The following is an 11,871-nucleotide window of genomic DNA, read 5'->3' as shown; positions in this document are numbered from 1 at the left end:
GGATCGGCGCGAGTCCGGCCCGGGGGCGGCGCGGCTCGGGCGCGGTTCCGGCGCGGGGTCTGCGGACGGTTCGGCGGCCGGTTCAGCGGCCGGGCAGGGAAGCCCAGACCGTGACCTCGCCGAGGGGGCCCGCGTCGTAGCGCACGCCCCAGTCGCAGGCGAGGGAGGAGATGATGGCCAGTCCGCGGCCGCCCTTGGCGGTGACCGAGGGTGTGGCGGGAAGTGGTCGGGTGGGTCCGCCACCGTCCGTGACGGCGACGGTGACGCGGCCGTCCGGATCGATGTGCCAGTCGGCCCGTACGCGCGTGTCCGCGGTACCGGGGCCGGGGGCGGCGGGCGCCTCCTCCGCGGCCTGGGCGCCGGCGTCCGCGCCGGGCGCCGGTTCCTGCCCGGGGCCGGCGGCGGGGCGGGGGTCCGCCCGGCCGCGTACGAGCACTTCCGCGTCCGCGGTCGCCGCCTCCGTGGCCAGCGGTCTGGCGTGCCTGCACGCATTGCTGAGCAGCTCGGAGAGGACGAGCACGGCGTCTTCCACGGTCGCCTCCGCGGTGCCCCGGGCGCGCAGGTCCGCGCGCAGCCGGCGGCGGGCGAGCCCCACCCCGTCCGGGCCGTGGGGAACGGCCATGGACGAAGCCGGCGCCTGCTGTGCCACCACGAACATCACCACCCCCAGCGATCTCCTCGCCCCGCAACAGGGAGTCAATGCCCCCGCGGGGTGGATCGGAAACCGGCCAACCGGCGACCGGTGATGGACTCGTTACGTAACCGAACGCAGTGCGCGCGCCGCTGTACTACGCGTAGTCACGCATCGCCCGTCGGCGGTGTGTCGTAGCCGAGGCGGTCCAGTTGTGCGCGGACCTGGCGGGGGCGGTTGGTGATGACGGCCTCGACGCCCAGGCGGGCGCACATGGCGACGTCGTCGGGTTCGTCGACGGTCCAGACGTGGACGCGGTGGCCGGCGCGGTGGAGGCGGGCGACGTAGCCGGGGTTGCCGCGGACGATGCGCACGCTCGGGCCCGCGATGCCGACGCCGCGGGGCAGCCGGCCGTCGCGGAAGCGGGGGAGGAGGAACTGCATGAGGAAGACGGTGGGGACGGCGGGTGCGGCGGCGTGGACGCGGTGCAGGGAGCGGGCGGAGAAGCTCATCACCCGGACGAGGGAGGGCTCGCCGCCGGTCTCGTGGGGGCCGGGCGCGGTGGGGGGTGCGGCGCCCCTGGCGGGCGGGGCCGCCGGGCCCGCGAGGCCGAAGCGGCGCAGCAGTTCGACCAGTTTCTCTTCCACCTGGCCGGCCCAGCGGGTGGGGTGCTTGGTCTCGATGGCGAGCTCGACCCGGCGGCCGGCGTCGGTCACCAGCTCCAGCAGCCGTTCCAGGGTGAGTACCGAGGTACGTTCCCAGTCGGGCTCCTCCGGTGTCTCGCGCTGGCGCCGGCCGATCTCGTCGCGGCGGGCCTCGCGGGCCTTCCAGGAGCCGAAGTCGAGGGCGGCGAGGTCGGCGAGCTCCAGTGCGGAGACGGCGCCGCGGCCGTCGGAGGTACGGTTGACGCGCCTGTCGTGGACACAGACGAGATGGCCGTCGGCGGTGAGCCGCACGTCGCACTCCAGGGCGTCGGCGCCTTCCTCGATGGCCCTGCGGTACGCGGCGAGCGTGTGCTCCGGCGCGTCCTCGGACGCGCCCCGGTGCGCGACGACGGCGGGCCGGCCCGGCTCCGTACGCCCGGACGGCCGATCCGCTGGTGCTTGGCTCACCGGCTCATCGTGCCACCCGGCGCGCCGGGTGGCCCGGCCCTCGTCTGCCTCCCAGGGGATGCGCCGGGAATGTCCGAAGTAAAGGATGTCAGCCAAAGACTAGGTGCGGTTTACCGTCCGCTGACAAGCGGTGCGGGACCCTGGTTGGGCGGGTAGGCGCAACTGGCACCTGGCGTGAAACGTGAAGGAGAGAGCTGTGAGCACCGAGAACGACGGCGCGACGCCCCGGCGGCCGGACTTCCCGCCGCCGGACGCGGGAGCGAGGTCTCCGGTCGAGTCTCCTGAGCGCGCGAGCGGCGGAGCCGGCGGCGCCTGGCCGACGGGACCGGAGAGGCCGGGTGGTTCGGACGCTGCCGGCCCTCCGGGTGGCCCGGGTGCCGGGGGGCACGGTGGGGCGCGTACGGAGCAGTTCGCCGCGGTCGGTGCCGCGGGCGGCACGGGCTCCGGCGGCCACACCGGTCCCGCCGGAGGTCAGGCCGGGCCCAGCGGCGCCGCCGGTCCCCCCGGCGGCGCCGGCCCGCAGTGGCCCCCGCCCCCGCTCTCGGCGGACGCCTCCCCGGCGGGCGCCACACCGGCCGGCCACGGCCCGGCGGGCTCGCCGCCCCCCACCCAGCCCGGCTGGGGCAGCGCTCCGCCGCCCGGCGGCACCGGCTGGGACGCCGCCCCCAGGCCCTCGGGCAACGGCGGCCGGCGCGTGGGCACGGTGGTCACGGCCACCCTCGTCGCCGCGCTCCTCGGCGGCGGCATCGGCGGCGGCATCGGGTACTGGGCGGCCGAGGGCGACGACTCCGGCAGTACGTCCACGACAGTCTCCGGCACGCAGGACGGCCAGAAGATCGAGAACCCGCCCGGCTCCGTCGCCGGCATCGCCGGCAACGCGCTGCCCAGCGTCGTGACCATCGAGGCCAGCGGCGGCGGCGGTGACGGCGCCTCCGGCGAGGAGGGCGCGGCCACCGGCACCGGCTTCGTCTACGACAAGCAGGGCCACATCCTCACCAACAACCACGTCGTGGCGGGCGCCGAGGGCAGCGGGTCGCTGACGGCGACGTTCTCCAACGGCAAGACGTACGACGCCGAGGTCGTCGGCCAGGCCAGCGGCTACGACGTCGCGGTCATCAAGCTCACCGACGCCTCCGGCGCCAAGCTGACGCCGCTGCCGCTCGGCGACTCCGACAAGGTCGACGTCGGCGACCAGACCATCGCCATCGGCTCGCCGTTCGGCCTGTCGGGCACGGTCACCACCGGCATCGTGAGCGCCAAGAACCGCCCGGTGGCCTCCGGCGACGCGAGCGGCCAGCAGGAGTCGTACATGAACGCCCTGCAGACCGACGCCTCCATCAACCCCGGCAACTCCGGCGGCCCGCTGCTGGACCACGACGGGAACGTCATCGGCATCAACTCCGCGATCCGCCCGGCGGACAGCGGCAGCCCGTTCGGCGGCGGCCAGGGCGGCAGCATCGGCCTGGGCTTCGCGATCCCCATCAACCAGGCGGACCGGGTCGCGCAGAACCTCATCGAGACCGGCGAGCCGGTGTACGCGATCATCGGCGTCTCCGTCGACAACTCGTACCAGGGCAAGGGCGCGAAGGTGAGCGAGTCGGGCAGCGACTCGACGGGCGACCCGGTGACGCCGGGCGGGCCCGCGGCCGACGCGGGCCTGCAGCCGGGCGACGTGATCACGAAGCTGGACGACACGATCGTCGACAGCGGCCCGACGCTGATCGCCCAACTGTGGGCGCACGAGCCGGGCGACAAGGTGGAGATCACCTACGAACGCGGCGGCGACCAGAAGACGACGCAGCTCACCCTCGGCGAACGCGAGGGCGACGGCTGACGCACAGCGCAGCGCCCCGGCGGCCGGTCACCCCACGCGGGTGCCCGGCCGCCGGTGTGTGTGCGGGGGCCGGGGGCTTCGGCGGTACGGCGCGTCGGCATCCCGGGTTGCGCGCGGCCGGCCGGGGCAAGGCGGCCCGCCGGGGCAATGCGGCCGGTGGCGGTCACGGGCGGAGCCGGGCGCCCGCGCGATGCGCAGATTCCGCGGGGCGGGAGGTCCGGGCCGGGTGTTCGGGGCCGTCCCTCGTCGGCCCCGCCCCTCACCCGGCCCGGACCGGCTCGGCCCGGGGCCCGTCACTGCCCCGGCCGGAACCTCCCCGCACCGGCCCGGCCGCCGGCCGGACCCGGCTGCTCACCGGATCCTGCCGCCTGCCGGACCCGGCCGGCCGCCGGACCGCCGGTCAGCCCTTGCGGGCTGCGGTCTCGGCGCGCACCTCGGCCCACGCGGCCTCCTTCAGCGCCATCCGGGCCGCCGGCAGCCGGCCGCCCGTCGTCTGCCAGTACGGATGCGTGGACACCCGCACCGACAGCCGCAGCAATCGCCGCCGCAGGACCGCCGTTTCGCTTGCGCTGTGCCGGGGCTCTTCCGCGAGCCTGCGGTACACCGCGTACCAGTCGCGCTGGGTCTGGACGAGGTCTTCGGGGAAGGTGTGGGTCACGCAGGTATTCTGACACGTGTTCGATTTTTGAGTCACGCGTCTTCACCGGATCCCCTCCCGCCACCGCACCCGCGCGCCGCCCCCGGCCGCCCGCGGACGGCATAACGGACGGCCCGCGGACGGCGTGCGGTGTGCGCGTGTCGCGCGGCGGGCCGCGGCAGAAAACCGTTCGACAGCGCGGGCGTCCGGGGGATGGGATGAGGCGGACCGCAGGCCGGGAGGAGAGTCGTTTGCCGTCCGAGACCACCGCAGGCGCCACCGCAGCCGCGGACAGCCCCGCCGTCGCCCCCGACGCCGCCACCCCGGCCGGCACCCCCGCCGTCGACGAGGCGCTGGCCAGGCGCCTGCTGGCGGCGCAGTTCCCGCGCTGGGCCCATCTGCCGCTCCGCCCCCTGCACCCCGGCGGCTCGGACCACGTGATCTTCCGGCTCGGCGACGCCATGTCCGTACGCCTCCCGCGCGGCGACTGGGCCGCGGGCCAGGCCGAGAAGGAACTCCTCTGGCTGCCCCGTCTCGCCCCGCACCTGCCGCTGGCCGTGCCCGCGCCGCTGGAGGTCGGCGAGCCGGCGTTCGGCTACCCGTGGCACTGGTCGGTGTCCCGCTGGCTCGACGGCCGGACGGCGACCCCCGAAGGACTCGCGGATCCGGTGGAGGCGGCGGCGGACGTGGCGGCGTTCCTGCGCGCGTTGCAGGGCCTCGCGCTGCCTTCCGGCGGGTCGTACGGACTGCTCTCCCCCGCGGTGCCGCTGCGGGACCGCGACCGTACGACGCGGGCGGCGATCGCGGCGGTGGACGCGGCCGGGGCGTTCGACGCCCGCGCGCTGACGGCGGTGTGGGAGGCGGCCGTTGAGGCGGGGGACCGGGACGGGCCGCCGGTCTGGTTCCACGGCGACATGCACAACGGCAACCTCCTCACCCGCGGCGGCCAGTTGAGCGCCGTCCTCGACTTCGGCGGCCTGGGCGTCGGCGACCCGGCCTGCGACCTGGTCATCGCCTGGACCCTCTTGGACGCCGGACCGCGCGCGGCGTTCCGCGAGGCGCTGGGCGCGGACGACGCGGCGTGGGCGCGGGGGCGGGGCTGGGCGCTGACGACGGCGCTCAGCGCGTACACCGCGTACGCGGCGACGAACCCGCTCGTCGCCCGCAACACGACCCGCCAGATCACCGAGGCCCTGGCGGACACGGTGCCGTGACCGCGGCCGCGAGGAGCGAGACGCATGACCACTGAAGGAACGCACATCGAGCCGGCGAGCGTGGCGGACTTCCACCGCGTGCTCGCCGACCACCCCCGCTACTGGGGCGAGCGCGACCTGCGCGCGCTGCATCTGCTCGCGATGGTGCAGGAGTTCGGCGACACCTGCCTGGTCGCCCGCGCCGCGGACGGCATCCGCGGCTACGTCTTCGGCTTCGTCACCCCGTCCCGTACGGGATACGTCCACCTCATCGCCACCCGCGACGACGCCCGCGGCGCGGGGCTGGGGCGGCGGCTGTACGGGGCGTTCGCGGCGGCGGCGGCGCGGCTGGGGGCGGAGCGGCTGAAGGCGATCACGTCGGTGGCCAACACGGGGTCGCAGGCGTTCCACCGCGGGCTGGGGTTCGCGGCGCGGGTGGAGGAGGACTACGACGGGGTGGGGCGCCCGATGGTGGTGTTCGGCAGGGATCTGCCGCTGTAGCCGGCCTCAGCTCCCGCAGCAGGAGCCGGCGCGGGGGCCGGCGTCCCCGGTGAGCCGTTCGTCCTTGGCGAGCCGTTCGGCGTCGCCCTTCACGACGTACACCTCCCAGGGCTCACGCCCGGGACCGTGCACCCAGACCTTGTCCTGGAGGGCGTAGCAGCAGGAGGTGTCGCTCTCCTCGAACGCGGCCAGCCCCGCGTCCCGCAGCCGGGAGGCCGCAGCGGTGACCTGCTCGGTGCTCTCGACCTCGACGCCGAGGTGGTCGAGCCGGGTGTCCTCGCCGGGCTCGCCCTCGATGAGGACGAGCTTGAGCGGGGGCTCGGCGATGGCGAAGTTGGCGTAGCCGGGGCGGCGCTTGGCGGGCTCGGTGCCGAAGAGCCTGGCGTAGAAGGCGACGGAGCCGTCGAGGTCGGCGACGCGAAGGGCGAGCTGGGCGCGGGGCATGGGTGTGCCTCCCGAACTGTATCGATGTCTGTCGATGCAGTATTGCCAGGTGATTCGAAGAGTGTCAACATAGAGGAATGTCGAAACAAGAGCTGGTGCTGCTCGACCGGAACACGGGCACCTGCTGCCCCGAGCTGACGACCGCGCCGCTCTCCGAGGAGAAGGCCACCGGCCTGGCGAAGGCGTTCAAGGCGCTGGGGGATCCGGTGCGGCTGCGGCTGCTGTCGATGATCGCGAGCGAGGAGGGCGGCGAGGTCTGCGTCTGCAACCTGACGCCGGCCTTCGACCTCTCCCAGCCGACGATCTCCCACCACCTCAAGCTGCTGCGGGAAGCGGGGCTGATCGCCGGCGAACGCCGCGGGACGTGGGTGTACTACCGCCTGGTCCCCGAAACGACGGACCGCCTCGCCGCCCTCCTCGCCCGCCCCGCCCCCGACTCCCCCACCCCCTGAGCATTTCTGAGCCCCAGGAGCCCGCGCCGATGCCCTCCCCCACGTATCCCACGGTGCTGTTCGTCTGCGTCCACAACGCCGGCCGCTCCCAGATGGCCGCCGCCTACCTCACCCACCTCACCGCCCACCGCATCGCGGCCCGTTCCGCCGGCTCCGCCCCGGCGGCGACGGTCAACCCGGCGGTCGTCGCGGCGATGGCCGAAGCCGGCATCGACCTCTCCGCGGCCACCCCGAAACGCCTCACGCCGGAGGCGGTCGAATCGGCGGACGTGGTCGTCACGATGGGCTGCGGCGACGCCTGCCCGGTCCTCCCGGGCACGCGCTACGTCGACTGGCGGCTCCCGGACCCGGCGGGAGAGGACGTGGCGGGCGTACGGCCCATCCGCGACGAGATAGAGAAGCGCGTGCGGGCGCTGATCGCCGACCTGACCGCGGAGGCCGGGCCGGACGGGGCGCCGCGGGCCGGTTGAGAAGTTTCCGCCGAACGCGAAGAGGACGTCGGCCGGCGCCGACCGGTACGCCGGCGGTAGCGGCGAACGACGGGGGTGACGGCCGGTCATCGCCGAAATACGGGGCAAAACACACTAAATTCGTCCCGACAAGGCGAAGGAACGAGGCCCCCATGCTCACGGCGGTAGCCACCGCGGCCGACGCGCCGCTCACCCTCACCGAACGCGAGGTGCCCGAGCCCGGGCCGGGGGAGGTGCTGGTCAGGGTCATCGCGTGCGGCGTCTGCCACACCGACCTGGACCTGCTCCAGGGCCACTGGCCCCTCGCCCGCTTCCCGGTGGTCCCCGGGCACGAGATCACCGGCGAGGTCGCGGCCCTCGGGCCCGGCGTCTCCTGGCCGGCGGTCGGGACGGCGGTGGGCGCGCAGTTCCTCGGGGACTCGTGCCGGCACTGCGACTACTGCGTACGCGGCGAGCAGATCCTCTGCCCCGCGAAGCGGATCACGGGCATCGTCATGGACGGCGGCTACACCGAGTACGCGGTCCTCAAGGCCGACTTCGTCACGCCGCTGCCCGAGGGGCTGGACCCGGTGGGGGCGGCGCCGCTGATGTGCGCGGGGCTGACGGCGTTCAACAGCCTGCGGCAGGCGGGGACCACGGCGAGTTCGCGGGTCGCCGTGATCGGCACGGGCGGCGTGGGGGCGCTGGCGATCCGGTACGCGGTCGCGATGGGCGCGCGCGTCGCCGCGCTGGGCCGCTCGCCGCACGGCGAGGCGGCGGCCCGCGACCTGGGCGCGGAGCGCTACATCACCACCCGCGACACGGATCCCGCCGAGGCGCTACGGGCCTGGGACGGCGGCGCCGACGTGATCCTGAACGCGGCCCCCTCCACCGCCGCGGGCACCGCGGCGGTGGAGGGCCTGGCCCCGGACGGCACCCTGGTCCTCTGCGGCTACGACGACACACCGCTGGAACTCCCCCCGGGCCCGATGGTCCTGAACCGCCTCCACGTGATGCTGAACCCCTCGGGCTCGCCGCACGACGCCCGCGACACACTGGCGTTCTCGGCGACGCACGGGATCGTGCCGGACTACACCCCGATCGGTTTGGAGGGCGCAAACGCAGCCCTGGAAGCAATGACCAAAGCCACCCCACCCAACCGCTCGATCATCACCTTCGCCTGACGCCGGGGAGCGGACGGGGACAGAGGCGGAGGGCATCCCGCACGTGCGGGGAGCACGGCACCGGGGCCGACGAGGTCACGCGGCCGGTCTCGCCACGACGGTGCCGCTTCTGGGCTGTGGGGGTGGGGCTTCTCTGCGGAGAGTGTGGGATTCGAACCCACGGTGACGCAGGACGCCACGCCGGTTTTCAAGACCGCTCCGGTGGTGCGGTCTTCACCCCTCTTGACCTGCGCGATTGCTCATTTGCCGCTTCAGAATGCCACTCTCGGCCCACGCATTGCCCACGACGGTCGGTCGAGTGACGGGTTCGAGGAAGCGGAGGCCGGTTCCTGAGCGGTCGGCCGCCGGTCGAACCTACCAAGATCCACTCCCGGGTCACTCCCGACTCTCCGCGCACGCGCCGTCAGGCCATGCCGCACGGTGTGGGTGTAGGCGGACACGGACCCGGCGGGCTCCTGTCCAACGGGCCTGGAGCCGGAACCACGACCGGGCGCGCCATGGTCGCCGTTCCAGGTCCTCACTGCGACCCAACCCTCCACCCGGGGACGCCCAGCCACCCGCCTTGGCGTATCCACAGTCCTGACACAGCATCACTTTTCACATAGTGTGGGTTGATGAGGCTCTGAGGGGGTCAGCTTTGCTTCACACTCGTATGACACGAGCGAGACTGTACGTACTCGTAGATTCTTTCGAGTCCGATGTGCGCCAAATGATCTTGCGATACGTCCTTGATCATTTGAGTGAGCCTGATGCTCTGGGCGACAGTTTCGAGAGGGCCGCCGATCGACGCCACGCTGATTCCAGCGACGACGAACTCTCAATCGTTGAGTACCTGGATATGCGCGAGGCGTACGACATACTCAACCGGCACCGCGAGGCACTTCCGGTTGAGCTGGCCAGGGAGTTGCGGCATGGCACACCTAGGATGGACACTCTCGTCCCCATCCGTAATCGCGTCATGCATGGGCGCCCTCTGCAGGCTGGCGATGCTGAAAAAGCAGTAAGCGTATGTCGTGACTTCAAGAGCAGGTTCTGGCCGACACTACGGGACACCTTGGATAGATTGGGTGCGCACCCCGATTGGGAACCTGCATTCAACGGGTCAGATCGTCGTTATTCTGATCGCATCCTGCACAACCTTCCCCCCTTTGATTATGACGATACCGGCCTCATTGGCAGATCTCAGGCGTGCACCACGATAGTGAAGCACCTCTTGAGGCGTCGCGAGCCAATGATCACAATCACGGGAGAAGGTGGTATCGGTAAAACTGCACTTGCCTCAGATGTTGCCTACTCCCTCCTGGACAACCCGGATTCTCCGTATGAATGCATTCTGTGGACTTCACTGAAGACTGAGCGACTGACAGCTAACGGCGTAGTGAGCATCGCCGGTGCGGTGCGGGATATAACCGGCGCGACGCAGAGCCTGGGAAAAATTCTAGCAGATGACTTCAAGGGTGGCGCAGAGGAACTAGCCGAAGCCTTGACAGGAATCGAGACTCTGCTCATCATTGACAATCTGGAGACGGTCAGCGGCAGCGAGATCGTGACCCTCTATGAGACTCTTCCTGATAACGTCACCTACCTGATGACGAGCAGGATCGGAATTGGCCAGATTGAACGGCGTATACCGCTACCCCCTCTGGCGGAGAAGGACGCTCAAACGCTATTCAGGGCCTTCGCTAGAGTGCGCGGCGGCAGAGCAGAGTTTCTATCACGCTTGAAGCAGGAGACTGTAGCTCAGATCGTCGCGCGCCTGCGTTTCAGTCCTCTTGCTATTCGCTGGTACGTCCTGTCAGTCGAATCCGGTCGAGAACCTCACCCTACTTTGACCGATCAAGACGAATTGATTGATTTTTGCGTGAGGTCGGTATTCGATGCTCTGAGTGAGACACCGAAGTCAATTTTGTCCGTCCTCTATGCTCTGGAACGCGCCTCAACATTTGATGAGTTGGCTGTTTTAACCGACTCCCCTATTGACGCCCTCAATCTCGCTGTGAAAGAACTGAGCTCAGGCTCCCTGGTCTCACAGAAGCCGGACCCGGACGACGAGCTGGTTTCTCGCGTACAGATCACTGAGGCCGCGCAGCACTTCCTCCGCAGGGTCGCACCACCCTCGAAAACACACATTAGCAACACGCTCCTGCGCGAGCAGGAGTTCAAGCGGTCGGAGGAACAGCGTCGGGCAGACGAGAGTAAGCGACAACTCGCCCCCAATGTGGTTCGTATCCGTTCACCGCATGACGAGCCCACAGCACATCTACTCCGGCTGGCGCTTGCTCGTTCGCGGGCAGGCAACATAGAAAGTGCACGTAGCTACATAACTCGCGCACGTAGCCTCAATCCAGAGTTCTGGGAAGTTGACCGCGTCGAAGCTTTTATCCTCTCCTCTCAGAATCAAATTGATCAGGCTAGCGCCGCGTATCGTTCCGCCTTACGAAAAGCGGATAACGCTGGCAAGGCTGTGATTGCGTACTACTTCGCGGGGCATCTAGCGGGGCGCGCCCACGACGTGAATGGTGCTCTCCCGTTGGCCGAGTCGGCCTATGAACACTTCCGGACTGCTGACACTGCACAGCTTCTCGGCAAGATTCACCTCTGGGCCCGGAATTACGAAGAGTCTCAAGTGCACCTAGAGTGGGCTCTCGAAAATATTACGGGTCGAGGAAGGCTTCGCCTTATCATCATGACGAATCTTGTCGACTCGTGGCGTCGCTGGTCTGAATCACTTTTAGAGGACGACCGACGCCCTTTGGAAGCTGCACACAAGGCATCCGCTGGATTCTCTCAGGGAATCAAGGAACTGGACTCCGGAGCGTGGGACCAGCGACTCGCCGAAATCCTGCTTGAGAGTGCGAATGCATTTCTGCGGGCGATCGGCGAGCTGGGCACTCTTCCTGCCAGGCTGGAAATGGACGCCCTTCGCATTCTTAAGGGAGTAAAGAATCATTCCGTCCTATTTGAGCGTTGTGCTGCATGGCGGCACTTCCCGGGTCGCGTAGGCAGACTGTACCGCCTATCGGGAGTCAATGACGAGGTCGTCAGCCTGTGTGAAGACCTAGTACACATAACTAGGCCGAATCCTGCAGATGGATCTTCTGACTCCCCTCGCGGAATCGTCAAAGCATGGCGTGGAACGTTTGGATTTATTGCACATCCGGATTACCCCAGCGACGTCTTCTTTCCTGGGTCAGTGGTCCAGGAAAGGCACGGAGTGAAATGGGACTCAACCAATCCCGTAGGTTTTCACGTCGCGTTCGAGGTGGACGAGCACGGAAGGGGCGACCGCCCGCGCGCCAACTTCGTCTCCCCAATATTGACGGAAGAATAACTCCTAGCTCAAAGGATTCCAGAGCTGACCCAGGTGCGTCGTCACTTAACCCCTTGAAACTCCCGGTCCAGGAAAGAGCGCCTGATGGGCGAAGTGATTTACC

11 protein-coding genes are annotated in these 11,871 nt (G+C 70.1%); 7 read left to right on the top strand and 4 right to left on the bottom strand.

The genetic code is table 11. The features are described from left to right. Positions 1–82: 82 nt before the first annotated feature. Both DMB38_RS16470 and DMB38_RS16465 read right to left on the bottom strand, forming a co-directional pair. Positions 83–658 carry an ATP-binding protein gene (locus tag DMB38_RS16470; protein WP_346429539.1) on the bottom strand — a complete coding sequence of 192 codons (576 nt, stop codon included), beginning with the start codon at positions 656–658 and terminating at the stop codon, positions 83–85. A gap of 140 nt (positions 659–798) precedes the next feature. Next, positions 799–1,743 (bottom strand): glycerophosphodiester phosphodiesterase family protein, encoded by a 945-nt coding sequence (locus tag DMB38_RS16465; RefSeq protein ID WP_125935829.1) that lies wholly within the window; start codon positions 1,741–1,743, stop codon positions 799–801. 196 nt (positions 1,744–1,939) lie between these two features. Here DMB38_RS16465 and DMB38_RS16460 point away from each other — a divergent pair, with 196 nt between their 5' ends. Beyond that, the gene (locus DMB38_RS16460; protein WP_125935828.1) at positions 1,940–3,577 is read left to right on the top strand and encodes a trypsin-like peptidase domain-containing protein; all 1,638 of its coding nucleotides are present in this window, start codon (positions 1,940–1,942) and stop codon (positions 3,575–3,577) included. Between the two features lie 400 nt (positions 3,578–3,977). Here the strand turns inward: DMB38_RS16460 and DMB38_RS16455 are convergent, their stop codons facing one another. Beyond that, a complete protein-coding gene (locus DMB38_RS16455) occupies positions 3,978–4,235 on the bottom strand; it encodes a hypothetical protein (protein ID WP_047016690.1) in 258 nt (85 codons plus the stop codon). 230 nt (positions 4,236–4,465) lie between these two features. On the opposite strand from DMB38_RS16455, the gene DMB38_RS16450 reads away from it, so the two are divergent. Both DMB38_RS16450 and DMB38_RS16445 read left to right on the top strand, forming a co-directional pair. Then, positions 4,466–5,428, top strand: a complete 963-nt coding sequence (locus DMB38_RS16450) for an aminoglycoside phosphotransferase family protein (protein ID WP_125935827.1) — start codon at positions 4,466–4,468, stop codon at positions 5,426–5,428. A gap of 24 nt (positions 5,429–5,452) precedes the next feature. Next, positions 5,453–5,908 carry a GNAT family N-acetyltransferase gene (locus DMB38_RS16445; RefSeq protein WP_125935826.1) on the top strand — a complete coding sequence of 152 codons (456 nt, stop codon included), beginning with the start codon at positions 5,453–5,455 and terminating at the stop codon, positions 5,906–5,908. A 6-nt stretch (positions 5,909–5,914) separates the two neighbouring features. Here DMB38_RS16445 and DMB38_RS16440 read toward each other — a convergent pair whose 3' ends face one another. Then, positions 5,915–6,352, bottom strand: a complete 438-nt coding sequence (locus DMB38_RS16440) for an ArsI/CadI family heavy metal resistance metalloenzyme (RefSeq protein ID WP_125935825.1) — start codon at positions 6,350–6,352, stop codon at positions 5,915–5,917. A gap of 77 nt (positions 6,353–6,429) precedes the next feature. Here DMB38_RS16440 and DMB38_RS16435 point away from each other — a divergent pair, with 77 nt between their 5' ends. The 4 genes from DMB38_RS16435 to DMB38_RS16420 all read left to right on the top strand — a co-directional run bounded on the left by DMB38_RS16435 (position 6,430) and on the right by DMB38_RS16420 (position 11,768). Continuing rightward, positions 6,430–6,804, top strand: coding sequence for a metalloregulator ArsR/SmtB family transcription factor (locus DMB38_RS16435; protein WP_125935824.1), 375 nt, complete (start codon positions 6,430–6,432; stop codon positions 6,802–6,804). 29 nt (positions 6,805–6,833) lie between these two features. Further along, positions 6,834–7,274 carry an arsenate reductase ArsC gene (locus tag DMB38_RS16430; protein WP_125935823.1) on the top strand — a complete coding sequence of 147 codons (441 nt, stop codon included), beginning with the start codon at positions 6,834–6,836 and terminating at the stop codon, positions 7,272–7,274. A 152-nt stretch (positions 7,275–7,426) separates the two neighbouring features. Then, positions 7,427–8,437: an alcohol dehydrogenase catalytic domain-containing protein gene (locus tag DMB38_RS16425; protein WP_125935822.1), complete on the top strand. Its 1,011-nt coding sequence runs from the start codon at positions 7,427–7,429 to the stop codon at positions 8,435–8,437. Positions 8,438–9,146: 709 nt separating this feature from the next. After that, positions 9,147–11,768 carry an NB-ARC domain-containing protein gene (locus tag DMB38_RS16420; RefSeq protein ID WP_125935821.1) on the top strand — a complete coding sequence of 874 codons (2,622 nt, stop codon included), beginning with the start codon at positions 9,147–9,149 and terminating at the stop codon, positions 11,766–11,768. The last annotated feature ends 103 nt before the right edge of the window (positions 11,769–11,871 follow it).

The sequence above is a fragment of the Streptomyces sp. WAC 06738 genome (assembly GCF_003945505.1).
Lineage (GTDB): Bacteria > Actinomycetota > Actinomycetes > Streptomycetales > Streptomycetaceae > Streptomyces.
Note: the sequence above shows the minus strand (reverse complement) of the source record. Positions and strands in the feature narration are given on the sequence as shown.

Excerpts from the sequence above, each read along its gene's own strand:
- DMB38_RS16470 (WP_346429539.1), bottom strand. The coding sequence starts at position 658 with ATGTTCGTGGTGGCACAGCAGGCGCCGGCTTCGTCCATGGCCGTTCCC.
- DMB38_RS16445 (WP_125935826.1), top strand. The coding sequence starts at position 5,453 with ATGACCACTGAAGGAACGCACATCGAGCCGGCGAGCGTGGCGGACTTC.
- DMB38_RS16440 (WP_125935825.1), bottom strand. The coding sequence starts at position 6,352 with ATGCCCCGCGCCCAGCTCGCCCTTCGCGTCGCCGACCTCGACGGCTCC.
- DMB38_RS16435 (WP_125935824.1), top strand. The coding sequence starts at position 6,430 with ATGTCGAAACAAGAGCTGGTGCTGCTCGACCGGAACACGGGCACCTGC.
- DMB38_RS16430 (WP_125935823.1), top strand. The coding sequence starts at position 6,834 with ATGCCCTCCCCCACGTATCCCACGGTGCTGTTCGTCTGCGTCCACAAC.
- DMB38_RS16425 (WP_125935822.1), top strand. The coding sequence starts at position 7,427 with ATGCTCACGGCGGTAGCCACCGCGGCCGACGCGCCGCTCACCCTCACC.
- DMB38_RS16420 (WP_125935821.1), top strand. The coding sequence starts at position 9,147 with ATGATCTTGCGATACGTCCTTGATCATTTGAGTGAGCCTGATGCTCTG.